20 protein-coding genes and 3 pseudogenes are annotated in these 22,368 nt (G+C 58.7%); 15 read left to right on the top strand and 8 right to left on the bottom strand.

What is annotated here, in order from left to right; all coding sequences use genetic code 11:
* The coding region (locus JFT80_RS18390; RefSeq protein ID WP_201148828.1) for a phosphatase PAP2 family protein at positions 1 to 520 on the top strand (520 nt) is incomplete at its 5' end.
* Positions 521 to 545: 25 nt separating this feature from the next.
* On the opposite strand, the gene JFT80_RS18385 is transcribed toward JFT80_RS18390, so the two are convergent.
* Genes JFT80_RS18385 through JFT80_RS18375 form a run of 3 tightly spaced genes read right to left on the bottom strand, consistent with a single transcriptional unit; the run spans position 546 to position 2,222 of the window.
* The gene (locus tag JFT80_RS18385) at positions 546 to 1,136 is read right to left on the bottom strand and encodes an LON peptidase substrate-binding domain-containing protein (protein ID WP_201148827.1); all 591 of its coding nucleotides are present in this window, start codon (positions 1,134 to 1,136) and stop codon (positions 546 to 548) included.
* Between the two features lie 10 nt (positions 1,137 to 1,146).
* On the bottom strand, positions 1,147 to 1,863 hold the full coding sequence (locus JFT80_RS18380) for an LrgB family protein (RefSeq protein WP_201148826.1): 717 nt from the start codon (positions 1,861 to 1,863) through the stop codon (positions 1,147 to 1,149).
* The gene (locus tag JFT80_RS18375) at positions 1,860 to 2,222 is read right to left on the bottom strand and encodes a CidA/LrgA family protein (protein ID WP_122838923.1); all 363 of its coding nucleotides are present in this window, start codon (positions 2,220 to 2,222) and stop codon (positions 1,860 to 1,862) included. Before JFT80_RS18375 ends, JFT80_RS18380 begins: the two co-directional genes overlap by 4 nt.
* 196 nt (positions 2,223 to 2,418) lie before the next feature.
* Between JFT80_RS18375 and JFT80_RS18370 the strand changes: the two genes are divergently transcribed.
* From JFT80_RS18370 to JFT80_RS18360, 3 genes and pseudogenes are all read left to right on the top strand, one after another.
* Positions 2,419 to 2,874, top strand: coding sequence for a MaoC family dehydratase (locus tag JFT80_RS18370; RefSeq protein WP_201148825.1), 456 nt, complete (start codon positions 2,419 to 2,421; stop codon positions 2,872 to 2,874).
* A 112-nt stretch (positions 2,875 to 2,986) separates the two neighbouring features.
* Positions 2,987 to 4,714: a C13 family peptidase gene (locus JFT80_RS18365; protein ID WP_201148824.1), complete on the top strand. Its 1,728-nt coding sequence runs from the start codon at positions 2,987 to 2,989 to the stop codon at positions 4,712 to 4,714.
* Between the two features lie 27 nt (positions 4,715 to 4,741).
* Positions 4,742 to 5,384: pseudogene (locus JFT80_RS18360) on the top strand (oxidoreductase).
* A gap of 37 nt (positions 5,385 to 5,421) precedes the next feature.
* On the opposite strand, the gene JFT80_RS18355 reads toward JFT80_RS18360, so the two are convergent.
* From JFT80_RS18355 to JFT80_RS18340, 4 genes and pseudogenes are all read right to left on the bottom strand, one after another.
* A complete protein-coding gene (locus JFT80_RS18355) occupies positions 5,422 to 5,718 on the bottom strand; it encodes a YceK/YidQ family lipoprotein (protein ID WP_201148823.1) in 297 nt (98 codons plus the stop codon).
* Positions 5,711 to 6,358 carry a flavin prenyltransferase UbiX gene (ubiX, locus tag JFT80_RS18350; RefSeq protein ID WP_201148822.1) on the bottom strand — a complete coding sequence of 216 codons (648 nt, stop codon included), beginning with the start codon at positions 6,356 to 6,358 and terminating at the stop codon, positions 5,711 to 5,713. Before ubiX ends, JFT80_RS18355 begins: the two co-directional genes overlap by 8 nt.
* A pseudogene (gene mpl, locus JFT80_RS18345) lies at positions 6,355 to 7,703 on the bottom strand (UDP-N-acetylmuramate:L-alanyl-gamma-D-glutamyl-meso-diaminopimelate ligase). Before mpl ends, ubiX begins: the two are co-directional and overlap by 4 nt.
* A 176-nt stretch (positions 7,704 to 7,879) precedes the next feature.
* Positions 7,880 to 9,796: a sigma-54-dependent Fis family transcriptional regulator gene (locus JFT80_RS18340; protein WP_201148821.1), complete on the bottom strand. Its 1,917-nt coding sequence runs from the start codon at positions 9,794 to 9,796 to the stop codon at positions 7,880 to 7,882.
* A gap of 300 nt (positions 9,797 to 10,096) precedes the next feature.
* Between JFT80_RS18340 and JFT80_RS18335 the strand changes: the two genes are divergently transcribed.
* The 11 genes and pseudogenes from JFT80_RS18335 (at position 10,097) to JFT80_RS18285 (ending at position 20,570) form a co-directional block, all read left to right on the top strand.
* Positions 10,097 to 11,617: an aldehyde dehydrogenase family protein gene (locus JFT80_RS18335; RefSeq protein ID WP_201148820.1), complete on the top strand. Its 1,521-nt coding sequence runs from the start codon at positions 10,097 to 10,099 to the stop codon at positions 11,615 to 11,617.
* Between the two features lie 148 nt (positions 11,618 to 11,765).
* The gene (gene eat, locus JFT80_RS18330) at positions 11,766 to 13,217 is read left to right on the top strand and encodes an ethanolamine permease (protein ID WP_045061519.1); all 1,452 of its coding nucleotides are present in this window, start codon (positions 11,766 to 11,768) and stop codon (positions 13,215 to 13,217) included.
* Between the two features lie 51 nt (positions 13,218 to 13,268).
* Entirely contained in the window at positions 13,269 to 14,663 is a 1,395-nt protein-coding gene (locus JFT80_RS18325) for an ethanolamine ammonia-lyase subunit EutB (RefSeq protein ID WP_201148819.1), read from the top strand.
* Positions 14,660 to 15,493 carry an ethanolamine ammonia-lyase subunit EutC gene (gene eutC, locus JFT80_RS18320; RefSeq protein WP_374091376.1) on the top strand — a complete coding sequence of 278 codons (834 nt, stop codon included), beginning with the start codon at positions 14,660 to 14,662 and terminating at the stop codon, positions 15,491 to 15,493. Before JFT80_RS18325 ends, eutC begins: the two co-directional genes overlap by 4 nt.
* A gap of 115 nt (positions 15,494 to 15,608) precedes the next feature.
* Positions 15,609 to 16,070: an N-acetyltransferase gene (locus tag JFT80_RS18315; RefSeq protein WP_003228592.1), complete on the top strand. Its 462-nt coding sequence runs from the start codon at positions 15,609 to 15,611 to the stop codon at positions 16,068 to 16,070.
* A gap of 336 nt (positions 16,071 to 16,406) precedes the next feature.
* The gene (locus JFT80_RS18310; RefSeq protein WP_201148817.1) at positions 16,407 to 17,063 is read left to right on the top strand and encodes a DedA family protein; all 657 of its coding nucleotides are present in this window, start codon (positions 16,407 to 16,409) and stop codon (positions 17,061 to 17,063) included.
* Between the two features lie 6 nt (positions 17,064 to 17,069).
* Positions 17,070 to 17,882 (top strand): zinc-dependent peptidase, encoded by an 813-nt coding sequence (locus JFT80_RS18305; RefSeq protein WP_201148816.1) that lies wholly within the window; start codon positions 17,070 to 17,072, stop codon positions 17,880 to 17,882.
* A 112-nt stretch (positions 17,883 to 17,994) separates the two neighbouring features.
* The gene (ppa, locus tag JFT80_RS18300) at positions 17,995 to 18,522 is read left to right on the top strand and encodes an inorganic diphosphatase (RefSeq protein WP_045061525.1); all 528 of its coding nucleotides are present in this window, start codon (positions 17,995 to 17,997) and stop codon (positions 18,520 to 18,522) included.
* Positions 18,523 to 18,752: 230 nt separating this feature from the next.
* Positions 18,753 to 19,505: a S24 family peptidase gene (locus JFT80_RS18295; protein WP_122838913.1), complete on the top strand. Its 753-nt coding sequence runs from the start codon at positions 18,753 to 18,755 to the stop codon at positions 19,503 to 19,505.
* 475 nt (positions 19,506 to 19,980) lie between these two features.
* Positions 19,981 to 20,235, top strand: a pseudogene (locus JFT80_RS18290) (helix-turn-helix domain-containing protein).
* A gap of 26 nt (positions 20,236 to 20,261) precedes the next feature.
* Positions 20,262 to 20,570 carry a hypothetical protein gene (locus JFT80_RS18285; RefSeq protein WP_201148815.1) on the top strand — a complete coding sequence of 103 codons (309 nt, stop codon included), beginning with the start codon at positions 20,262 to 20,264 and terminating at the stop codon, positions 20,568 to 20,570.
* Here the strand turns inward: JFT80_RS18285 and JFT80_RS25645 are convergent.
* Positions 20,516 to 20,866 (bottom strand): MFS transporter, encoded by a 351-nt coding sequence (locus JFT80_RS25645; RefSeq protein WP_374091375.1) that lies wholly within the window; start codon positions 20,864 to 20,866, stop codon positions 20,516 to 20,518. The two genes, JFT80_RS18285 and JFT80_RS25645, sit on opposite strands and share 55 nt — an antisense overlap.
* Positions 20,867 to 22,368 lie beyond the last annotated feature (1,502 nt).

Below are 22,368 nucleotides of genomic sequence, written 5' to 3'. Positions count from 1 at the left end.
CAGCGCACTGCTTGTGACCTTGCTGCTGGTGATGCGTCAGTGGCGCCAAGCAATATTCGCCTGCGCAACCTTGTTGATCACGGCACTGGCCAATACCGGGACCAAACAGTTCTTCGCCCGGGTACGTCCGGAAGTTCTCAGCGACCCACTGACCAGCTACAGCATGCCCAGCGGCCATGCCTCCGGGGCGTTTGCGCTGTTCCTGACCCTGGCGGTGCTGGCCGGTCGCGGGCAACCCCCACGCATGCGCCTGACCTGGCTGCTGGTGGGATGCCTGCCGGCGCTGGCGATTGCGTTATCACGGGTCTACCTGGGTGCGCACTGGCCGACCGACATTACGGCAGGGGCCATGCTGGCGGCCTGCGTCTGTGCGGCAAGCCTGTGGACAATACAGCGCGGTGAAGAATTGAAGGCCATGCCACCCAGGGTCTGGTGGCTGGTATTGCCCGCAATGGTGGCGCTGTTCGGCTTCTTCGCCCTGCGCCACTTGCCGCATGCCATGCTGCGCTACGCCTACTGAGGCGCAGCGCGCATTGGCGTGGTGATCAGGCAAACAACTCGCCCTGCAACTCATCGAGCAACGCCTGGATCGCATCCAGCCGCTGCTGTGGATCGTCGAGTTGCAGCAGGTCGATCTTGTCTTCTTCGGCGAACGGCAACAGATACGCCAACTGATTGGCCAGCGACTGCTGGCCAAGCGCGTCAGTGCCCATGTTCAACGCCTCGACCATCGGGTGTTCGGCCAAGGCCTTGAGCAACGCCACCAGATCGGCGTCTTCGTCCTGCAACGGTTGCTCGGGTTCATCGTCCAGCCATTCGACGTCGGCGAGGATCAACTGATCGCGCTGCACTTCAGTGCGCAATACATTGAAGCGGCGCCCACCCTGCACGCGGATCCCCAACAAGCCGTTGTCCTGCTGCTGGAAGTCGGTGATCCGTGCCTCGCAACCAACCAGCGCAAAACCTTCCGGCGCCAGGCCGACTTCGTCGCCCTCAAGAATGCACACCACGCCAAAACCACCGCTCTGTTTCATGCAGCGGCCGATCATGTCGAGATAGCGCGCCTCGAAGATCTGCAAATCGAGGTTGCAGCCGGGAAACAGCACTGTGTTCAGCGGGAAAAGCGGCAGACTCATAGACATTTCCTTACACCACCATCGACACCGCCAACGGCAGGAACACCGCCGTGGCCACGCCCATCAGACTCATCGCCAGCGCCGCGAAGGCGCCGCACTCATCACTTTCCTGCATCGCCACCGCCGTGCCGACCGCGTGCGCGGTCATGCCCAGCGCCATGCCGCGCGCCTCGGGGCTGTGCACACCGAGACGGTTCAACAGCGTCGGGCCGAAGATCGCGCCGATCACGCCGGTGATCAGCACGAACACCGCAGCCAGTGCCGCGACGCCACCGATCTGCTCCGCCACCAACATCGCAATCGGCGAAGTGACCGACTTCGGCGCCATGGTCATCAGGATCATGTGTTCGGCGCCGAACCACCAACCGAGCAAAACGCCCATGCCCGTCGCAACCACCCCGCCTATCACCAGCGTAGTAAATATCGGCCAGAACAACTGCCGAATGCGTCGCAGGTTCAGGTAAAGGGGCACGGCCAGCGCCACAGTCGCCGGCCCCAGGAGGATGCTGAGGATCTCGGTGCTCTTGCGATACTCGGCATAAGTGATGCCGCAACCTGCCAACACTGCGATCACCAACAGCATGGAGACCAGCACCGGTTGTAAAAAGACCCAGCGGGTTTTCTCGAATGCCGCCAGCACCAGCTGGTAGGCGCCCAGCGTAATGCCGATGCCGAACAATGGATGGTGGATCACGGACGTCCACGCGCCCTGCCAGTCAAAGATCATTGGCTGTCCTCAGGCGGCGCATGACGCTTGACCAAACGCTGCATCAGCACCCCGGCGAACGCCATCGACAGCAGCAGCGACAGCACCAGCGCGCCAACAATGGCCCAGAAGTCTGCGGCAATATCCTTGGCGTACACCATCACGCCCACGGCTGGCGGCACCAGCAACAGCGGCAGGTAACGCAGCAGACTGCCCGCTGCCAGGTTCAGTGGCTCGCCCACTTGCCCGCGACTGATCAAATACGCCAGCAACAGCAGCAGCCCGACGATGGGCCCCGGCAACACTGGCAGAAACAGGTGATTGATCGCTGTTCCCAGCAATTGGAACAGCACCAGCCATGTCAAACCTCGTAGCAACATCCTGGCCTCCCGCCAATCCTGTCACCCGCAATGGCGGGCCGAGCATTATAAGCATGCCCACGCTATGGACCGGCATTCGCCAAAAGCATGGTCGGTTGACCGGAGCAAATCGCCATGATGATCTACAGTGGTTCGCAGGGCGGTCAAATCCCCCACCCCAAAAACTATAAAACCGATGAACCCAAGGAGAGTCTCAATGCCCTATGTTCCCGTTGCAGAGCTCAAAGATTATGTCGGCAAGGAACTCGGACGTTCCGAATGGCTCACCATCGATCAGGAACGCATCAACCTGTTCGCCGAAGCCACCGGGGATTATCAGTTCATTCACGTCGACCCGGTCAAAGCCGCGCAAACGCCATTTGGCAGCACCATAGCCCACGGCTTTCTGTCGTTGTCGCTGATGCCGAAACTGATGGAAGACATCCTCGTCCTGCCGCAAGGCGTGAAGATGGTGGTCAACTATGGTCTGGACAGCGTGCGTTTCATCCAGCCGGTCAAGGTCAATTCGAAAGTCCGCCTGAAGGTGGATATGGTTGAAGTCACCGAGAAAAAACCTGGCCAGTGGCTGCTCAAAGCCACCGCAACGCTTGAGATAGAAGGCTCGGACAAACCGGCCTATATCGCCGAGCCACTGTCGCTCTGCTTCGTGTAAACGTTCCGGATGCGAAGCAGCGCACGCTGTTTCGCGTCAACACTGTTTTTACCGGCTGCATTAGGTCACACAGCTGCGGCATACTCGGTCGCCTAATTGCCCGGATCCCGCTATGCGCCCACTCGCTTCTCTAGCACCGCTTGCCATGACCCTTTTGCTTGCCGCTTGCGGCGACGGCGAATCGCTGTTGCCTCCCGATGCGCGCCTGCCGGATGGCGGACGCTATCGCGGTGAACTGGTCGATGGCTTGTTGCAAGGTCAGGGACGCGTCGACTACCCCAACGGCAGTTGGTACGCCGGGCAGTTCGACAAGGGCCAGTGGCACGGTCAGGGCGAATGGCACGGCAGCAATGGCGAGGTCTATCGCGGACAATTCAACCAGGGCCTGTTCGACGGCCAGGGACGCCTGACGACCAATGCCAGCAGTTACACCGGCGGCTTCAAACAAGGCCGGCGCGATGGCGAAGGTACGCTGAAAGAAAACGCCATGACCTACCGTGGCGAGTTCAAGGCTGACCAGTATTCCGGGCTCGGCCGTCTCGAAATGGACGACGGCAGCTCCTATCAAGGCCAGTTCGCCCACGGCAAACCAAACGGTGAAGGCCAGCGTGGCGACGCCAGCGGCAACTCGTTCACCGGGCATTTCGTCAACGGTCAGCTGGAGGGCAACGGCACGTTCAACAGCGCCGACGGTGACATCTATGTCGGCGGCTTCAAGAACAATCAATTGCACGGCAAGGGCCGCTACGAAAATGCCGACGGCGATGTCTGGCTCGGCCAGTTCAAGGAAGGCGCGCTGACCGGCAAGGGCGAATTGATCGGCGCCGATGGCAGCCATTATGTGGGTCAGTTCAGCGATTGGCGCTTCAGCGGCGCGGGGCGATTGAACCTTGCGGACGGCAGTTTCTATATTGGCCAGTTCGACAATGACAGCTACTCGGGTCGCGGCACGCTGGTGTTGACTGACGGCACCGTGCAAAGCGGTACCTGGATCGCTGGCCAGCGGGTTCGCGATGCCGAAGGCAAGCTGCTGCCTGACAGCCTTGAGCTTGGCCTGCTGGCCCAGGGGCGGTTACTGGACGACGCGCTGGCAAGCGTTCCGGCCTCGACGCCAGCGGTCGAGCTGTACACCCTGACACTGGGCGGCGACGGCAAGCAGAGCGTGTTTCTGCGTGAATCCGACTACGTCGCCAACATGCTCTCCACGCGTTTTGGCGCGTATGGCCAGATCCGTCTGGTCAACCACCGTGACCACCTTGGCGACCGGCCGATGGCCACCCGCGAGAATCTGCGGCGAGCGGCACAGACCCTCGCTGAACGCAGTGGCCCGGAAGACTTGCTGTTCATCTACCTGACCAGCCACGGCACCGCCGAGCATGAACTGGTGCTCGACCAGCCGCGCATGGAGTTGTCAGACCTGCCGGCAGACGAACTCGCCGCCGTGCTGGCGCCGCTGAAAAACCGCGACAAGATCATCGTGATCTCTTCGTGCTACTCAGGCGGTTTCATTCCTGCCCTGAAAGACGAACGCACGCTGATCATGACCGCGTCACGCGCTGATCGCGTTTCGTTCGGCTGTTCCGAAGAAGCCAACTTCACCTACTTCGGCGACGCGCTGTTCGCCCAGGCGCTGAACCAGACCGACGATCTCGAGCAAGCATTCAAACTGGCCAAGGCCACTGTCGCCGAGCGAGAACTGGCGGATAATTTCGAAGCGTCCGAGCCGCAAATCTGGGCGCCGAAAACTGTGCTGTCGCACTGGCAACTGCTGCGTAAACAGCAAGCCAGAAAAGCGTTGCAAAGTGTGTCTGTCGACAGCACGGATGCAAAGAGCAACTAAGCTGAACAGTATCAAGGGAGAAACACTATGTACTTGACGCCTCAGCACGTATTGCTTGCCGGAGCTACCGGTTTGACCGGTGAACACTTGCTTGACCGCCTGCTTAATGAACCCACGATTACCCGGGTATTGGCGCCCTCACGCCGGCCATTGGCCGAGCATCCCCACCTGGAAAACCCTGTCGGCGACCCGGCGGTATTTCTACCCCAACTCAACGGCCGCGTGGACATTGCCTACTGCTGCCTCCGGCACCACCATCAAGCAGGCCGGCTCGGAACAGGCGTTCCGCGCCGTGGACCTGGACATGGTGGTGGCATTCGCCAAGCGCGCCCGGGAAATGGGCGCTCGGCACCTGATCGTGGTCAGCGCGCTGGGGGCGGATCCAAAGTCGTCGGTGTTCTATAACCGGGTCAAAGGCGAGATGGAACAAGCCTTGCGCGCGCAGGACTGGCCGCAATTGACTATCTGCCGCCCTTCTCTACTGCTGGGTGATCGGGTTGAGCCACGCCTGGCTGAAAAAGTCGCCGGGCCGTTATCCCGGCTGATTCCGGGCAAGTACCACGGGATTGAAGCCTGCCAACTGGCGCGGGCGATGTGGCGCCTGGCACTGGAGGAGCAGGACGGGGTTCGGGTGGTAGAGTCGGATGAATTACGTAAGTTAGGTAAATAAGATCAAAAGATCGTCCGATCGGACGATCTTTTGACTTTCACAATCCGCCAGTCGCCTGAAACCCCACGCCAATGACGGTGAGCAAAGACAACGGCAAAAGCAGCGTATCCAACAAAGCACTCGCCGGCAGATCCACCCCCGGATAGCTTGGCGCCTCAGCGCCAGACCGATCCATCGCGCAACACCCGCCATTCATTGCATACAAATCCAGCCGCGTCCCCGAATACACCACCGGCGCCCCGGGCTTGGCCGCATCGAGCGTTCGCGCCGTGGCGCAACCCGTCAGATGCAGCGCCAGCACTATCACCAACAGAGACGCCAGCCGCTTATTCATCGCTGCTCAGATGATGTTCACCCCAACGCGGCAGCATGTCCTGAGGAATGCCCAGCAGATTGAGAATCCGCGCCACGACGAAATCGATCAGGTCATCGATGGTCTGCGGCTGGTGATAAAAGCCTGGCGAGGCAGGCAGGATGGTCACGCCCATGTTCGACAGCTTGAGCATGTGTTCCAGATGAATGCTCGAATACGGCGCCTCGCGCGGCACCAGAATCAACTGGCGGCGTTCTTTCAGCGTCACGTCCGCGGCACGTTCGATAAGGTTGTTGCAGGCACCCGTGGCAATCGCCGACAGCGTCCCGGTGGAACACGGCACCACGACCATCGCTGCCGGGGCGCCGGAACCCGAGGCCACCGGCGACATCCAGTCTTCCTTGCCATACACGCGAATCTGTCCGGCGGCAGCGCCGGTGTATTCAGTCAGAAACGCCTGCATCGTCTGCGGCTTGGGTGGCAGCGTCACATCGGTCTCGGTGGCCATCACCAGTTGCGCAGCCTTGGAGATCAGGAAGTGAACTTCGCGATCTTCACGCACCAGGCAATCGAGCAGGCGCAAGCCATACTGCGCGCCGGACGCGCCGGTCATCGCCAGCGTGATGCGTTCGGGGCCATTGCTCTGCAAACGAGTGTTCATTGCAGCGCCTCGGCGAGTTTGCCGTGCAGGCCGCCGAAGCCGCCGTTGCTCATGATCACCACATGAGTGCCGGGCTGGGCCTGGCTTTTCACGCGTTCGATGATGCCTTCCAGCGAATCGCTGACAATCGATGGTACCGTGCACAGCGCGGCGGTGGCGCCAGGTCCCAGCCGAGATTGGCCGGGGCATACCAGATCACCTGGTCGGCATCGACCACGCTTTCCGGAAGGCCATCACGGTGTGCGCCAAGTTTCATGGAGTTGGAACGCGGTTCGATGATCGCAATCAGCGGTGCGTCACCGATGCGCTTGCGCAGGCCGTCGAGCGTCGTGGCGATAGCCGTCGGATGGTGAGCGAAGTCGTCATAGATGGTGATGCCGCGAACTTCCGCCACTTTCTCCATTCGCCGCTTCACGCTTTTGAAGGCGCTCAGGGCTGCGATGCCCATGGACGGCACCACGCCGACATGTCGCGCCGCCGCCAAGGTTGCCAAGGCATTGGCAACGTTGTGCTGACCGGTCATGTCCCACTCCACCACGCCCTGGACCTTGCCTTCGAACATCACTTCGAATTTCGAGCCGTCTTCGCTGAGCAGCCTGGCCTGCCACTGGCCGCCGGCACCGGTGGTCTGCACAGGTGTCCAGCAACCCATGTCGATCACACGCTGCAAGGCAGGCTCGGTGGTCGGATGGATGACCAGGCCTTCGCTCGGGATAGTACGCACCAAGTGATGGAATTGCCGCTCGATCGCAGGCAGATCCGGGAAGATGTCGGCGTGATCGAACTCTAGGTTGTTGAGGATTGCGGTGCGCGGACGGTAGTGAACGAATTTCGAGCGCTTGTCGAAGAACGCGCTGTCGTATTCGTCAGCTTCGATCACGAAGAACGGCGTGCCACCCAGACGGGCCGACACCGAGAAATTCTGCGGCACACCACCGATGAGGAAACCCGGGCTCATGCCGGCGTGCTCCAGCACCCAGGCAAGCATGCTGCTGGTGGTGGTTTTACCATGCGTGCCGGCAACCGCCAGCACCCAACGTCCTTGCAGCACATGGTCAGCCAGCCACTGCGGGCCGGAAACGTACGGCAGGCCTTTGTTCAGCACATATTCCACCGCCGGGTTGCCGCGGGACATGGCGTTGCCGATGACCACCAGATCCGGTGCCGGATCGAGCTGCGCCGGATCGTAACCCTGCGTCAGCTGAATGCCCTGGGCTTCAAGCTGCGTGCTCATCGGTGGATAGACGTTGGCGTCGGAGCCGGTCACGTGATGGCCCAGCTCTTTGGCCAGGACCGCCATCGAACCCATGAAAGTGCCGCAGATACCAAGAATATGAATGTGCATAGTCGACCTCGTAAAACATGGCCGCAGGTTAGCCTAGGGAGGCAAAATTCGCACCCTGTGTTTCAAGATCACCGCCTGCCCTGCAGGAGCGAGCTTGCTCGCGAAAAACGTCAACGATGACGCGTGTTTTCTGAATGACCCCATTGTTCTCAGGTTTTTCGCGAGCAAGCTCGCTCCTACAGGGATCGGCTTAGGCCGTGCTTGCGAAGTTTGCGATACAGGGTATTTCGGCTGACACCCAGCTGCTCGGCCGTGTGAGTCATGTGCCAGCGCGTTTGCTCCAGCGCATTGAGCAAGGCCAACCGCTCGGCATCCTCCAGCGGATGCTCCGATGGTGCGGGGGCCATATCCGTTTGCGGCAGCGCCTGGCGAATCATTGCCGGCAAGTCCGCAAGACCGATCCGCCCGCCGTCGCACAACGCCGCCAAGGTGCGCAGCACATTGCGCAGTTGGCGCACATTACCCGGCCAGGCAAACCCGAGCAGCGCCTGGCGCGCAGGCTCTTCAATCAGCACAGCGTCCGAGCCGGCCTCCTCGGCCAGCAGGAAATCGAGCAGCTGCGATTTATCGGTGCGTTCGCGCAGCGCCGGCAAGGCCACTTCGAGTCCATTGAGCCGGTAATACAAGTCCTCACGAAAACTACCGTCCTCGACTCGCCCGAGCAAATTGCGGTGGGTCGCACTGATGATTCGCACGTTGACTGCTTCCGGCTCACCGCCGATCGGCACCACTTGCCGATCCTCAAGCACCCGCAACAAGCGCGTCTGCAACGCCAGCGGCATGTCACCAATTTCATCAAGGAACAACGTGCCGCCATCGGCCTGCTGCAACTTGCCGCGCATGCCGTCCTTGCGCGCGCCGGTGAAACTGCCGCCGCGATAGCCGAACAACTCACTTTCGATCAGGCTTTCGGGGATGGCCGCACAATTGAGCGCGACGAATGATTTTTCGCAGCGCTGGCTGGCATTGTGCACGGCTTTGGCAAAGGCCTCCTTGCCCGAGCCTGTCTCGCCGTTGATCAGCAGCGGCACGTCACGCTCGAAGACTCGCAAGGCCTTGCGAAAATCCTCCTGCAGCGACGTATCACCCAGGCAAATGCCGGCAGGACGCGATTGCTGCGGCGCTACCGGGCTCTTTATTATGGGTGCCGCAATACTGCGCGATTGCCCGCGCAACAAGGCGAACAGGTTGCGCCCGTCACGGGTGCGAAGTGGCCAACTGGCGCTGGCATTGATACTTGCACGACCAAGCAGCTCGTCCAGCGAACAATCGAAAAATGCCTCGACGGGCTTGCCCAGCAGCCCGCCGCGAATGTGCCCCAACAGATTCAGGGCGCTCTGGTTGACCGCGCTGATCCGCCCTTCCCCGTCAAATGCCAGCAAGCCTTCGCTGAACAGCCCGACGGATTCGGCCTGCAGGTGAAAGCGCAGCAGCCATTGATTATCGAAACAGCGCAGGAAGTAGCAGCTCTCGATCATCTTCGCCGACAGATTGACCAGCGCCATGGTGTGGAACTGGCTCTGACGCGAGACGTCGTGGCGTGCCGAGGACACGTCGAGCACCGCGAGCAGCTCGCCATGCGGGTCGAACACGGGGCTCGCCGAACAGGTCAGGCCGGTGTGACGCCCGCGAAAATGTTCATCCTGGTGGATGGTCAGCGACTGACGCTCCACCAGGCATGTGCCTATGCCGTTGGTGCCTTCACAGGCTTCGCTCCAGTCGGCACCGAGCCAGAGGCCGGCGCGTTCGAAGATCTTGCGTTCGGCGGGTGCGGTAACGCAGTTGAGGATCACCCCGCGCGCATCGGTCAGCAACACCGCGTGGCCGGCGCCGGAGAGTTGCTGATGCAGGCTGCTCATTTCAGTGCCGGCGATCTGCAGAACCTGTTGCAGACGTTCGCGACTTTCCAGCACACGTCCGTGTTCGAGCACGGTCGGTGCCATGCTCAGCGCCGGGTCGAGGTGATAGTCCTCAAGGCAACGCAGCCACGACCGGGCAATCGACGGATCGGCACCGGGCCCATGCAGGTGCGGTTTGCCCTGGGTAACGGTGAGAACCTGTTGGGCATGGCGACTCAAATGGTTGTCGTGCATTTCTTATTGTTCTCCCCGAGGCTCGGCGGCCCAATGCTTGAGGTGACGCCCAGCATCCTCCAGCCGCTACGGCATTGCAATGCTGGCAAGACTACCCGGTCACTGGCTGTGCCGAAAGCGGTACAAACTGTCACTCCGACTGTACCGAAACCGTCACAGCGGCAATCCGCTCGTCCGACACAAACCACGCAACGCCTTGATTTACCTGACCTGCACGGCAGTGGCCCGACCTTTGCTCTACGCTTATACCAAGCGCACCTGCGCGTTTCTCTAATAAGTACAAAGCCAAGGAGAACAATCATGCTTTATGCTCACCCCGGTACTGAAGGCGCCAAAGTCTCGTTCAAGAGCAAGTACGGTAACTACATCGGCGGCGAGTTCGTCGCGCCTGTCAAAGGTCAGTACTTCACCAACACTTCGCCAGTAAATGGCCAGCCGATTGCCGAATTCCCGCGCTCCACTGCCGAAGACATCGACAAGGCACTGGACGCCGCCCACGCCGCCGCTGACGCCTGGGGCAGCACTTCTGCCCAGGCCCGTTCGCTGGTACTGCTGAAAATTGCCGATCGTATCGAGCAGAACCTGGAAGTCCTGGCGATCACCGAGTCGTGGGACAACGGCAAGGCCGTGCGCGAAACCCTGAATGCCGACATTCCGCTGGCGGCCGACCATTTCCGCTACTTCGCCGGTTGCCTGCGCGCCCAGGAAGGCAGCGCTGCCGAGATCGACGGCAACACCGTGGCCTATCACATCCATGAGCCCCTGGGCGTGGTCGGGCAGATCATCCCGTGGAACTTCCCGATCCTGATGGCTGCCTGGAAGCTCGCCCCGGCGCTGGCCGCCGGTAACTGCGTAGTGCTCAAGCCAGCCGAGCAAACGCCACTGGGCATCACCGTGCTGATGGAACTGATCGGCGATCTGCTGCCGCCCGGTGTGTTGAACGTCGTGCAAGGCTTCGGCAAAGAAGCCGGCGAAGCCCTGGCCACCAGCAAACGCATCGCCAAGATCGCCTTCACCGGCTCGACTCCGGTCGGCTCGCACATCATGAAATGCGCCGCCGAAAATATCATCCCGTCCACCGTGGAGCTGGGCGGCAAGTCGCCGAACATCTTCTTCGAAGACATCATGCAGGCCGAGCCGACCTTCATCGAAAAAGCCGCCGAGGGTCTGGTGCTGGCCTTCTTCAACCAGGGCGAAGTCTGCACCTGCCCTTCCCGTGCACTGGTGCAGGAATCGATCTACGACGAGTTCATGGCCGTCGTGATGAAGAAAGTTCTGCAAATCAAACGCGGCGACCCACTGGACACCGACACCATGGTCGGCGCGCAGGCATCCGAGCAGCAGTTCGACAAGATTCTTTCTTACCTGGAAATCGCCAAGGGTGAAGGCGCCGAACTGCTGACCGGCGGCAAAGTGGAAAAACTCGAGGGCAATCTGTCGACCGGTTATTACATCCAGCCGACCCTGCTCAAGGGCACCAACAAGATGCGCGTGTTCCAGGAGGAAATCTTCGGGCCGGTGGTGAGCATCACCACGTTCAAGGACGAAGCTGAAGCCCTGGCCATCGCCAACGACACCGAGTTCGGCCTCGGCGCTGGCCTGTGGACCCGCGACATCAACCGAGCCTACCGCATGGGCCGCGCCATCAAGGCCGGTCGTGTGTGGACCAACTGCTACCACCTGTACCCGGCGCATGCCGCGTTTGGCGGGTACAAAAAGTCCGGCGTGGGGCGTGAAACTCACAAAATGATGCTCGACCACTATCAGCAGACCAAAAACCTGCTGGTGAGCTACGACATCAATCCGTTGGGCTTTTTCTAAAACTCGCAGCACTTGCTCCCCCTGTGGGAGCGAGCCTGCTCGCGATAGCGGTTCACCCTTTCAACGCATCAGTTGAATGATCCACCGCCATCGCGAGCAGGCTCACACCCCACAAGGCCCACCCAAAACAATAACAATGGTGAACCCTATGCCTAGCGAATCCCCTTCGGGCGTCCCGGCGACCGGCTCTTCCGTGGACTTTGAAAAAGTCGACTCGCAATACTTCCAGCAACGGGAACTGAAAAAAGGCGCCGCCGGCTGGGTCCTGCTGGTCGGCCTCGGCGTGGCCTACGTCATTTCCGGCGATTACGCCGGGTGGAACTTCGGCCTCGCCCAAGGTGGCTGGGGTGGCATGTTCCTCGCCACATTGCTGATGGCCACCATGTACCTGTGCATGTGCTTTTCACTGGCCGAACTGTCTTCCATGATTCCTACCGCTGGTGGCGGTTACGGTTTTGCCCGCAGCGCATTCGGCCCCTGGGGCGGATTCCTGACCGGGACAGCGATTCTGATCGAGTACGCCATCGCACCCGCAGCGATCGCGGTGTTTATCGGCGCCTATTGCGAGTCATTGTTCGGCATTGGCGGCTGGATGATCTACCTGGCGTTCTACATTATCTTCATCGCGATCCACATCTTCGGTGTCGGTGAGGCCCTGAAACTGATGTTTATCATCACCGCCGTTGCCGCGCTGGCCCTGGGCGTATTTCTGGTAGCGATGGTGCCGCACTTCAACGTCGCCAACCTGCTGGACATTCCCGTAACGGACGCCAAGGGCGCCAGCAGCTTCTTGCCCTTTGGCTATGTCGGCGTGTGGGCGGCGATTCCCTACGCGATCTGGTTCTTCCTCGCGGTCGAAGGTGTGCCGCTCGCGGCAGAAGAAACCAAAAACCCGAAACGCGACCTGCCCCGCGGCCTGATCGGCGCGATGCTGGTGCTGGTGAGCTTTGCCCTGCTGATCCTGGTCATCGGGCCCGGTGGTGCAGGTGCCAACGCGCTGCTGACCTCGGGCAACCCGCTGGTCGAAGCCTTGAGCAAGGCGTATGGCGGTTCGACCTGGATGGGCGGCTTCGTCAACCTGGTGGGCCTTGCAGGCCTGATCGCCAGCTTTTTCTCGATCATCTATGCCTATTCGCGGCAGATTTTCGCCCTGTCCCGCGCCGGCTACCTGCCGCGCAAACTGTCTGAAACCAATAAAAGCAAAGCACCAGTGCTGGCGCTGATCATTCCAGGGATTATCGGTTTTGGCCTGTCGCTGACCGGCCAGGGTGACCTGCTCATCCTCGTGGCAGTGTTCGGCGCGACCATTTCCTACGTCCTGATGATGGCCGCCCACATCACCCTGCGCATTCGCCGCCCCAAAATGGATCGGCCATACCGTACGCCGGGCGGTATCTTCACCTCCGGCGTGGCCCTGGTACTGGCCTGCATCGCAGTAGTGGCGGGCTTCCTGGTGGATCCGCGGGTGGTCATCGGGGCCGCGATCATCTATGGAGTGTTAATTGCTTACTTTGCGTTCTACAGCCGGCATCACTTGGTAGCAGGCACGCCCGAAGAAGAGTTCGCGGCGATTCAGGCCGCTGAAAAAGCCTTGCACTGACCGCCGCAAACCACGGCGCAGGCCCGGCCTGCGCCGTCACGGAGAATCTGTATGGCTAGTTTTGCTCACACCGTCGGCGCCCAGGTCTATCGGTTCGAAAGCCTCAAGGACGTCATGGCCAAGGCCAGCCCGGCACGCTCCGGGGACTTCCTGGCCGGCGTTGCCGCGCTCAACGACGGCGAGCGGGTGGCCGCGCAAATGGCGCTGGCCGACATCCCGCTGACCCACTTCCTGCAGGAAGTACTGATCCCCTACGAAGCCGATGAAGTCACCCGGCTGATCATCGACACCCATGACAAGCAGGCTTTCGCGGTAGTCAGCCATTTAACCGTCGGCGGTTTTCGCGACTGGCTGCTCAGCGACCATGCCGACGAACAGAGCCTGCGCGCCCTCGCACCTGGCCTGACCCCGGAAATGGTCGCCGCCGTATCGAAGATCATGCGCGTGCAGGATTTGGTTCTGGTCGCGCAAAAAATCCGTGTGGTGACGAAGTTTCGCGGCACCCTCGGCCTACGCGGACGGTTATCCACAAGGCTACAACCCAATCACCCCACCGACGAACCGTCAGGCATTGCCGCGAGCATTCTCGACGGTCTGCTCTATGGCAACGGTGACGCGATGATTGGCATCAACCCGGCCACTGACAGCATCGCCTCAATCTGCGCGATGCTGGAAATGCTCGACGCGATCATCCAGCGCTACGACATCCCGACCCAGGCCTGCGTGCTCACCCACGTCACCACTTCTATAGAAGCGATCAACCGAGGCGTGCCGCTGGACCTGGTGTTCCAGTCCATTGCCGGCACCGAAGCGGCCAACGCCAGTTTCGGCATCAACCTGAATGTCTTGCAGGAAGGCTATGACGCCGGACTGAGCCTGAATCGCGGCACCCTCGGACAGAACCTGATGTATTTCGAAACCGGCCAAGGCAGTGCGCTGTCGGCCAACGCCCACCATGGCGTCGACCAACAGACCTGCGAAACCCGGGCCTACGCTGTGGCGCGACATTTCAAGCCGTTCCTGGTGAACACCGTCGTAGGATTTATCGGCCCGGAATACCTCTACAACGGCAAACAGATCATCCGCGCCGGCCTCGAAGACCACTTCTGCGGCAAGTTGCTCGGTGTGCCGATGGGCTGCGACATCTGTTACACCAACCACGCCGAAGCCGATCAGGACGACATGGACACCCTGCTGACGCTCTTGGGTGTCGCCGGTATCAACTTCATCATGGGCATCCCCGGCTCCGACGACATCATGCTCAATTACCAGACCACCTCGTTTCACGACGCGCTCTACGCCAGGCAGACTTTGGGGCTGAAACCGGCGCCAGAGTTCGAGCTGTGGCTGGCCAATATGGGCATCTTCACCCAGGCGGACGGCAAGGTTCGCTTCGGTAACAACCTGCCGCCGGCCTTCCGCCAGGCGTTGGCGCAACTGGGATGAGTCACATGGAAAAACCGCCCATCGACCCGCAAAACCCTTGGCTGGAACTGCGCCGCCTGACGCCGGCGCGGATCGCCCTCGGACGAACCGGCACCAGCATGCCCACCAGTGCCCAGTTGGACTTCCAGCTGGCCCACGCCCAGGCGCGGGACGCCGTGCATCTGCCGTTTGATCACGCCGCTATCAGCGCACAACTCGATCAACGCGCACGTCAAAGCCTGCTGCTGCGCAGTGCCGCCACTGATCGCCACAGCTATCTGCAACGCCCCGATCTGGGCCGGAAATTGAGCGACGAGTCGGCCCAGAGCCTGCGCGAACACGCCCAAGCCAACCCCGGCGGAGTTGACCTGGTCATCGTGGTGGCCGACGGCCTGTCGGCGCTGGCCGTGCATCGGCACACCCTGCCATTGCTGGAGCGCATGGAAGAACAGATCCAGGCCGAAGGCTGGTCAGTGTCGCCGGTGATCCTGGTGGAACAGGGGCGCGTTGCCGTCGGTGATGAAATTGGCCAATTGCTCGGTGCGAAAATGCTGGTGATGCTGATTGGCGAACGACCGGGCCTCAGCTCGCCGGACAGCCTGGGTTTGTATTTCACCTACAATCCAAAAACAGGGCTGACGGATGCCTACCGCAACTGTATTTCCAATGTCCGGCTGGAAGGTTTGAGCTACGGCATGGCGGCGCATCGTTTGCTGTATCTGATGCGCGAAGCCTGTCGGCGGCAGCTGTCAGGGGTCAATCTGAAGGACGAAGCGCAGGTGCAAACCCTCGAAGCGCACCCGGACGTTGAAATGAAAGGCAACTTCCTGCTCGATCCGCCCACAACCTGAACCGTTTCCGCATTGCGTTTCTGCGCCGGTTTCAGGCAGGATCGATGCACGGCCGCCAGGGTTTCCCATCGCCGTCAGAGCAGTTGAAGACAGCCACTTGAAGACGAGACCTATCATGCGGATTATTCAAGCGACCCTCGAACATCTGGATTTGTTGACTCCGTTGTTCGTCAAATATCGCGAGTTCTACGGTTCCCTGCCTTACCCGGATTCCTCCCGCGCGTTTCTGGAAAAACGTCTGCGTCGCAAGGAATCGGTGATCTATCTGGCCTTGGCCGACGATGACGACAAGAAACTGATGGGTTTCTGCCAGCTCTATCCGAGCTTTTCCTCGCTATCGCTAAAGCGCGTATGGATCCTCAACGACATTTATGTTGCCGAAGACGCCCGCCGCCAACTGGTCGCCGACAACCTGATCCGCACCGCGAAGAAAATGGCCAAGGAAACCCAGGCCGTGCGTATGCGCGTTTCCACCAGCAGCAATAACGAAGTCGCGCAGAAAACCTACGAGTCCATTGGCTTCAAGGAAGACACCGAGTTCAAGAACTACGTGCTGCCGATCAGCGACGAGCTCTGAGCGGTACACCCGGAGCTCGCGACTGAGGGTGCAAGCTCACCCTCTACTGTGGGGGTCAGCTCATACTGTGGGAGCAAAGCTTGCTCGCGATAGCGGTGGCGCATACACCGCAGGTGCGCATGACACACCCGATCGCGAGCAGCCCACACAAAAGCCTCCCGAATACACCGCCGGTCTCCCCGACATCCCCCGCTACAAAACCAACGCGCTTTTCATCTTTCAGACCGTATAATCGCGATCTTTCCGGCTTGTAAGAAAAACTACACCTCGCTGTAGGCCTTTTCGCGCAGTCATTCGCACAGACCCGCTGAGTCGGGCCGACACACAGGTGCCTCCATGGATTTCAACCCGCTCGACCTTATCCTGCATCTCGACGTCTACCTCGATTTGCTGGTCACCAACTACGGGCCGTGGATCTACGCCATTCTGTTTCTGGTGATTTTCTGCGAAACCGGTCTGGTGGTGATGCCATTCCTGCCGGGCGATTCGCTGCTGTTCATTGCGGGCGCCGTAGCGGCGGGTGGCGGCATGGACCCGGTACTGTTGGGCGGCTTGTTGATGCTGGCGGCCATACTCGGCGACAGCACCAACTACGTGATCGGACGAACGGCAGGGGAAAGACTGTTCAACAACCCGAACTCGAAAATTTTCCGCCGCGACTACCTGCAAAAGACCCACGACTTCTATGACAAGCACGGTGGCAAAACCGTGACCCTGGCGCGCTTTCTGCCAATCATTCGCACCTTCGCTCCGTTCGTCGCCGGCGTTGCCCGGATGCCTTACCCGCGCTTCTTCTTTTTCAGCGTACTGGGCACCATCCTCTGGGTCGGCGGGCTGGTGACGCTGGGCTACTTCTTCGGCAACGTACCGTTCATCAAGACCAACCTGTCGTTGCTGGTGGTTGGCATCATCCTGCTGTCGCTGATTCCGATGATCATCGGCATCGTGCGCAGCCGCATGGGCGGCTCCAGCTCCAAAACCGCCCAACACTGACCGGTCATGTGGTCGCTGAGCGCCTGGCGACGCCGGCGCATTCTGGCCAAACACCCGATTGCCGACGACATGTGGCAACGGGTGCGCCATCACCTGAGCTTTCTCGACGGTATCACGGCCGAGCAAGACCAGTGGCTGCGCGAAGCCAGCGTGCTGTTCCTCGAAGAAAAACACCTGACCGCCCTGCCCGGCGTCGAGTTGCATCAGGAACAACGCCTGTTGCTCGCGGCCCAGGCGCAATTGCCGCTGCTCAACCTCGGTGATCTGAACTGGTATCAGGGTTTCCACGAAATCGTCCTCTATCCCGATGATTTTCTCAGCCCGCAGCGTCATCGCGATGCCAGTGGCGTCGAGCATGAGTGGGACGGCGAGCACAGCGGTGAAGCCTGGCAACAAGGGCCGATCATCCTCGCCTGGCCGGGCGTGATGGCCAGCGGCGGCTGGGAAGGTTACAACCTGGTAATCCACGAACTGGCGCACAAACTCGACATGCTCAACGGCGACGCCAACGGACTGCCGCCGCTGCACGCCGATATGCGCGTCAGCGACTGGGCCGAGGTCATGCAGCAGGCGTACGACGACCTCGACCAGCAACTGGACCACGATCCCGACGCCCGGACCGCCATTGACCCTTACGCAGCGGAAAACCCGGCCGAGTTCTTCGCTGTCACCAGCGAATACTTCTTCAGCGCCCCGGATCTGCTCGATGAGGCTTATCCTCAGGTCTATGCGCAGTTGAAGCTTTTCTACCGGCAGGACCCGCTCGCCCGGCTGCGGCAACTTCAGGCCGACGACCCGGTCTATCAGGCGCAACACTAAGCGCTGCACGACTTCTGGTACGTGGCGTCGGCGTAGGAATATGCCTATAATCGCCGCCACTTTTTGGTCAATCCGGCCAAGTGTTTTTGGTCAACTACGGGGGCAACGCCCAATGAGCTACAGCAAGATTCCGGCTGGCAAAGACCTGCCGAACGACATCTACGTCGCGATCGAGATCCCGGCCAACCACGCGCCGATCAAATACGAAATCGACAAAGACAGCGATTGCCTGTTCGTTGACCGTTTCATGGCCACCCCGATGTTCTACCCGGCCAACTACGGTTTCATCCCGAACACCCTGGCTGACGACGGTGATCCCCTCGACGTGCTGGTCGTGACCCCTTACCCGGTTGCCCCAGGCTCGGTGATCCGCGCGCGTCCGGTCGGCATCCTGCACATGACCGACGACGGCGGCGGCGATGCCAAAGTCATCGCAGTCCCGCACGACAAGCTGTCCCAGCTGTACGTCGACGTGAAGGAATACACCGATCTGCCAGCCCTGCTGCTGGAACAGATCAAGCACTTCTTCGAGAACTACAAAGACCTCGAAAAAGGCAAATGGGTGAAGATCGAAGGTTGGGGCGACGCAGAAGCAGCCCGCACCGAGATCATGAAGTCGGTTGCGGCCTATAAAGGCTAAAGAAGCCGCTTCAAGCCTCAAGCTTGCAGCTTCAAGAAAAACCCCGGAGATCCGGGGTTTTTTGTGGGCGCTGAAAAAGTGCCTTAAACGATGTGTTTAACAACAAGCCGAATTGGTTTTTCTTTGTTTAATTTTCCTACAAAGCGTCTTACATCCCGTGGCAAAAATCACGCGATATTTGAACGGCTCGTTGATTCAAAGCCTTGGCCCGCCGCATTAAACTCGCGTTTATGAAAAAGAACAAAACCTGCGGCAAACGATTCAAGGCAGCCCTCAAGGAAGCGAAGATCACGACGACGGCATTCGCCGACTTCCTCCAGATCTCCAATGCGCAAAACGTCCATAACTGGTACACCCGAGGCGTGCCCGAGTACCGTATGGAAGAAGTCGCCAGGATTCTGTCCATCAACAGCGCCTGGCTGAAAATCGGCGAAGGGCCCAAGGACGCCGCGGAAGCGCGCCTGATCGAAAACACCGGCAACATCCTCGACGCCCATGCCATCCGCGGCACCTACCAGGTGATCGAGCCGACGGATGTCGAAGTGCCCTTCTACAAGGAAATGCCAATTACACCCGGCTCCAGCAAAACTCACGTCGGCAAAGACCCGGAAAACTTCATCCGCCTGCCGCGCTGCGACCTCGACTCCCTGGAAATCAAATATTCCGACGCCATTTGCGCACGAATGATGGGCAACAGCATGGCCGAGAAAATCGAAGACGGCTCCCTGCTCGCAATCGATCGCGGCCTCACTCAAATCATCGACGGCGAGATCTACGCCGTCGAACACGATGGCATGCTCCTGATCAAATACCTGCACCGCGTGCCCGGCAACGCCATTCGCATGCGCAGTCACAACAACGCCCAATACCCCGACGAAGTCTTCCGCCCGGCGCAAATCGAAGAAGAAAACATCCGCGTGCTCGGCTGGGTCTTCTGGTGGTCCACCCTCAACAAACGCCGGCCGATCGTGCCGTTCCTGTAAACCTGACGAACTGACCTGTAGCAGCTGCGCAGTTAGCTGCTATTCACCGAAACGCTCGACCGGTCACTTCAGACTGGGAATTCCAAGCAAAACTCAGTATCCTGCGCCCCACATTTGCGCATCGACCCGCCCCCGCGGCTCAGAGAGTGCCCGACGCGGCAGACCAACGTCTGACCAAGTCCCACAGCCGGACGCAGATCCGGGTGTACGTTTTGAAGGCTGGCAAGGCTTACCAAAAATAGGCCAAGCCAGTCCCCGAGAAGCCGGCCACAAGCCGGCTTTTTAATGTCTGAAATAAACTTGTCCGCTTTGGCATCCTTCCTGATTGCTCTTGTACTGGTCGACGCCACGACATGCTCCCAACGTCTGCGAAGAAAATCAGAATCCACCACAAACCTAAAACGGGTTAAACCCGTTTTAGGATAAACCTGAAAAAGGTTTACCTGATCTGTTGTTAAAAAATCGGCAGATCAGCATGAAGACGATTCACACAGCACCGTATCAACACTTTCTCGCGCTTTTGGTCGAGGCTCGCAAGACCTCGTAGCTCACTCAGCAAGAGCTGTCCGAAAAGCTGGGCCGACCCCAGTCCTACGTATCGAAGTATGAGCGTGGAGAGCGCAGGCTCGACGTGATTGAATTTCTTGAGGTCTCCATGAATCTGGGTGCTGACCCGCACCGTATCCTGAGCGAGATAGAACAAATGCTAATCAGGAACCGCCATGCCTAGAGCGAGCGGCCACTGCATGCACGTACTTGCCACTGGACGCCCGATTTGTGCCGGAATGGCTTTTACATTATGAAAATCAAGATCCAAACGAGCGTTGCGCGCCCATCGGTGAAACCTGGCAGGCGCTCAATAATCCCGGGGATATCCTGCAATGGGATGCCACTGATGATTGGCGCACCACTCATGCAGCGAATGATCTGACGGTGGGGGGACAACGGTTGTTGTGCATTGAGGGTAATGACGCAAGTTGGGGTTTCTCTGTCGGACGACAGAGGCTCACTCACATCATTTGTGATTCTGCATTTTCGATGCGCTTCGACATACACTGGAAATAGATCGCCAGTGCTGCCGTGAGCAAAGCTAATGTAGAAGTCAAAATAAAAGGTGAGGCCCGACCAAATACTGAAATAAGCACACTACCTAATATTGGGCCTAAGACGATACAGAGCATTTGCAGGCTTCTGAATGACGCTGAAACCCTTCCTAACTTTTCTGCTGGACAGAGATTTTGAAGTATGATGTTAGAAGCTATAATCAATAGCTCGTAGCCAAATCCATTTAGAAGCCAAGAGACCATAAAATAAGCGGGGTGGATAACAGAAGAGAAATATAAAATAATACATGCAGACAAGACCCCAGCACTAAAAAAACCAACCCAAGAGTTCGCAACTTTACTTCATTAAAATTTATTATTTTAAATTTAATCGCAATCGCAGCACATACAGCACCCGCTGCGGTAGAGGATACTATTAAGGAAAAAACAATCGCTGGAAATTGAAGAGACGTTATGAGTGATGCAAGGTGAGGGTCGTAGCTAGCCAAAGCGAGAGATGTTGAGAGCGAGTAAAAAAACCTATTTTTAACTGAAAGTCTAAAGATCGAAATATTTTAACTCCGCTTATAAGATCGAGAAAAACTGACCTTATAGTAAGCACAGCATTTGGCAGAGCTGGCTGCAAGCTAGGCCATATAAATTTTAAAAAGGGTATAGCCGCAAGTAGAAGTGCGACTGACACCAAAAAGATTGATTGCACAGGCAGCAAAATAGTGAGGACTCCAGCAAGAAGCGGGGTGGATACTTTTGTAAGTTGATCAAGCAGGCTGGAGTAACTAAAGAAATCTGTTCTACAGTCCGCTGACACTAGCTGCTTAACTGATATCGCTAATGCTGGAAAATACAGCATATTAGCTAGACCTTTAAGCACGGCGATTATTACAAACCACTCGAAGCTAGGCGCGAGAAAAAACCTAATGTAGTGAGAATTCGCAATGACATTCCCGAAAGAAAGCTAACTCTAATATGTATACGATCTAGAATAATGCCCGCTATGGGCCCCACAAATAGTGAAGCTGCCCCCAAGGAGAAGGCTAGAATCGCAATTTCAGAGGGTGATGCGTGCCATAAATAAATAGGCACTAAAAAAATGAGAAAAAAATCAATCCACAGCGAAAGTGATGATAAGGCGCTTACAGTCAGAAGCGCTCTCACATTGTTCATTTTCATGCACCTACCTGGAGATAAAGATCAGGCTCAAATGCAACACCATCTGATGCGTTTGTAATCGAAAAGATTCGCAGATCAGAAAGTCTATTTATAAAACCACACCCATTGAAACCAACGAATATGTTACATAACACCGCAATGGCGGTCTGACCCCAAACGACTTCAATAGCTCATACATAGGTTTCTGAAGATCCTATACAGGTTGGAGTCCGACCGATTCGTCGGCGCGAGCAACTAAAGCCCGGAGCCCCAGTTCGTAACTTCCCTGAACCCAGCCTAATATAGATCCCTTGCTGAGCAGCGAAGCACCCGAGAAGCACTATAAGCAACGCGAGGAATGGCAAACAGTCCTTGATCACTTCGTCGAGCGGCAATTCACCACCCAATAAATACGAAGCCTATGAGGCCGCCCCTCAATTAATTACAGCTTCGCGTCTCGCCCACGTCCCCAAAGGTTGTGTCAGTCAGTTTCTTGGTGTGGAGGCAGACCTGTCAGTACAAAGCGGCGGCCGCAGTGACAAGCCGGTAGGCTGAAAAACAACGACCCGCCGCACTACCAACCCTCAAACTGCGAACGAACCTTGAACAGTTCGTTGTCGTTGCGAATCCCGAGCTTTCTATAGGCAGAA

This window comes from Pseudomonas sp. TH10 (assembly GCF_016651255.1).
In the GTDB taxonomy this organism is placed as follows: Bacteria; Pseudomonadota; Gammaproteobacteria; order Pseudomonadales; family Pseudomonadaceae; genus Aquipseudomonas.
The sequence above is the reverse complement of the archived record's forward strand: the minus strand, read 5'-3'. Positions and strand labels throughout refer to the sequence as shown.